The organism is Halanaerobium sp. (genome assembly GCF_003070835.1).
In genome coordinates, this window is record NZ_QBLR01000392.1 from 1 (window position 1) to 2731 (window position 2731).

Annotated in this window: 4 protein-coding genes; all 4 read left to right on the forward strand. The window is 36.1% G+C overall.

All coding sequences use genetic code 11. The annotated features are described in order from the left end of the window. Positions 1–535 (forward strand): sugar O-acetyltransferase (locus CI949_RS19475; RefSeq protein ID WP_290769494.1); only part of this gene is annotated, 535 nt, incomplete at its 5' end. Positions 536–592: 57 nt separating this feature from the next. After that, positions 593–1345: a hypothetical protein gene (locus CI949_RS19480; protein ID WP_290769497.1), complete on the forward strand. Its 753-nt coding sequence runs from the start codon at positions 593–595 to the stop codon at positions 1343–1345. A 35-nt stretch (positions 1346–1380) separates the two neighbouring features. Further along, positions 1381–1719 carry a phenylpyruvate tautomerase MIF-related protein gene (locus CI949_RS19485; protein WP_290769500.1) on the forward strand — a complete coding sequence of 113 codons (339 nt, stop codon included), beginning with the start codon at positions 1381–1383 and terminating at the stop codon, positions 1717–1719. A 16-nt stretch (positions 1720–1735) separates the two neighbouring features. Continuing rightward, complete coding sequence (locus tag CI949_RS19490; RefSeq protein ID WP_290769503.1) at positions 1736–2701, forward strand: zinc transporter ZntB; 966 nt, start codon at positions 1736–1738, stop codon at positions 2699–2701. Positions 2702–2731: the final 30 nt, after the last annotated feature.

Sequence of the window (2731 nt, forward strand, 5' to 3'; positions counted from 1 at the left end):
AGCAGGAGAGATGTACAATCCTCAGGATAAAGAACTGGCAGCAGATAGATTAAGGGCAAAAAAATTATGCTATAAGTATAATAATCTGGCTCCTCAGGAAGGTGAAAAGAAAAATCTTGTTTTAAAAGAACTGCTGCAGACAGATAAGGGACCATACATAGAGCCTAATTTTTACTGTGATTATGGTTATAATATCGAAGTTGGAGAAATGTTTTATGCGAATCACAACTGTGTTTTACTGGATGTAAATACAATTACCATTGGAGATAATGTGATGCTGGGGCCGGCAGTCCAGATCTATACTGCTACTCATCCTCTGGAAGAAAAGGCCCGCAACTCAGGCCGGGAACTTGGTTTTCCTGTTGAGATTGGAGATAATGTCTGGATTGGTGGGGGAGCAGTTATCCAGCCGGGAGTTAAAATTGGTGATAGTGCTGTAATCGGAGCTGGAGCAGTGGTAACTAAAGATGTAGCTGCAGGTCATTTTGTTGGTGGTAATCCAGCCCGGGTAATTAAAGAAATTGATAACAGCTAAATTTTAAACTTAATCTTTGAGCTGCTTAAATAAATTTATGGCTGAGGAGGCTAAATTTTGGATACTACAACAATAACAATTATATTTATTGTTCTTTCAGCACTGCTGGCAGTTGTCTTAAGAAAAATTAAAAAAGATAAATGCCTTAAAGATTTTAGAGATGATATCGTCACTTTAGAACTATTAAATGGTCAGCAGTATAAAGGAGAATTAAATTTAAAAAGTTCAGGCTTAAAGTTTAACTATCCAGAGATAATAAAGGATGAAAAAAATCTAAAATTTTTAAGCTTTCTACTTTATAAAAATGAATACCCAGATATTCAGGCAGTTGTCCGCTACCACAAAGACCTAACTGAGGAAGGGAAAAAGTTGAGAGAAGAAGATTTTAAAAAAACTTTTCATCCTTCCCGCTGGCTCCGTCTCAGGCGTTCTATTTTAAATTTTCTAAAAATCATTAAAGATGCTGTTATTGAGATAATAAATTTATTGACCAGTCATTTTTCCAAAACAACTCCTGTTGGAGCAGCTATCAGCAGTAATGACCGCGAAGTTAATAAGATGAAAAATGAGCTCTATGGTCTGGTTGAAACATCCTATGAGCCACTGCTTGAGGATTATATAGGAGAAAGAGTAATTTTAGAGCTTAAAAAAGGCAGTGAATGGGTTAAATATAATGGAGTTTTAAAGGATTATACAGCAGAGTTTATTGAGCTGATTGATGTAGATTATGCCCCGGAGACAAGCGGCAGAATTGATGCAGATTTAATAGTTTTAAGAAAATATGGTATAGTTCGCAATTTAAGTGAGTAGAGATGATCAAACTAAAATTAAAAGGAGTGGTTTTAATGCCATTTATTAAAGTTCAGACCAATCAAAAAGTAAAAAAAGAGGAAGAATTATTAAAAAAATTATCAGCTGAGATGGCAGAGCAGCTTGGAAAGCCAGAATCGTATATTATGACAGCTCTGGAGGCCAATCTAAAGATGACATTTGGCGGTAGTACTGAAAAAACTGCTTTCATTGAAGTTAAAAGTATTGGTCTCAAGCAGTCAATGACGGAAGAACTATCTCAATTTATCTGTGAATTTATTGAACAGGAGCTGGAAATAGAGCAGGATAGAATTTATATTGAGTTTGCTGATGCTCCAGGTGCAATGTGGGGCTGGGATGGAGGCACCTTTTAGATAGGGGGAGGTATTTATGGCAGCACTGATTACAGGTTACTATATAGAAAAAGATTATATTAAAAAATTTGAAAATTTATCCGAGGAAATTTCTAACAAAAATGAAGATTCCTTTAGCTGGTATCACCTTAATGTGCTGGAGACAGAAGCCAAAGATTGGTTAAAAGAAAAAAGCGGTTTATCTGATATTGTAATTAAAGAGCTGATTTCCGAAGAAACCAGACCTCGAGTTTTAAGAGATGAAGACGGAATTCTGCTCAACCTGCGGGGCTTAAATTTAAATCCTGACTCAGATGAAGAAGATATGGTTTCTCTGCATCTGTGGATCGAGCCCGGCAGAATAATTACCACCCGCAGTGAGCGGGTATTTACCATTGATGATATTGATAAGAGTTATCAGAGTGGAGACGGCCCCCGGAATACTGCCGATTTTTTAATCAGAGTGCTTGATGGGATAATTGACCGGATTAGTGATTATATCTATGATATTGAAGAGCAGATTGATAAAATGGAAGAAGAAGTTTTAACAGCTGAAAGATCTAAACTTCGCTCAATGATTTCAGAAAAGAGAAGAGAAGCTGTTATTATCAGGCGCTATATAGTACCTCAGAGAGAATCAATGGCCCGGTTATATAAAGAAAAAATTGCCTGGCTGGATGAAGATGATAAAGAATATATTTATGAATTTTCTAACCGCTCAATTCGCCAGATTGAAGAGCTGGATACAATTCGTGATCGGGCAGCTTTGGTTCAGGAAGAATTAAATAATAAGATAAATGATCAGATGAATAGAACAATGTATATTCTTTCTATAGTTGGTAGTATCTTTTTACCCTTGGGTTTTTTAACCGGCTTATTTGGAATTAATATTGGTGGGATGCCCGGGACTGAAAGCAGTGCAGCTTTTGGGATTTTTTCAGTTTTAATGCTGGTGATTATTGGAATTGAATACTGGCTCTTTAAACGGAATGACTGGATTTAATCCACCTTAGATGTTAAAATTTTATAATAG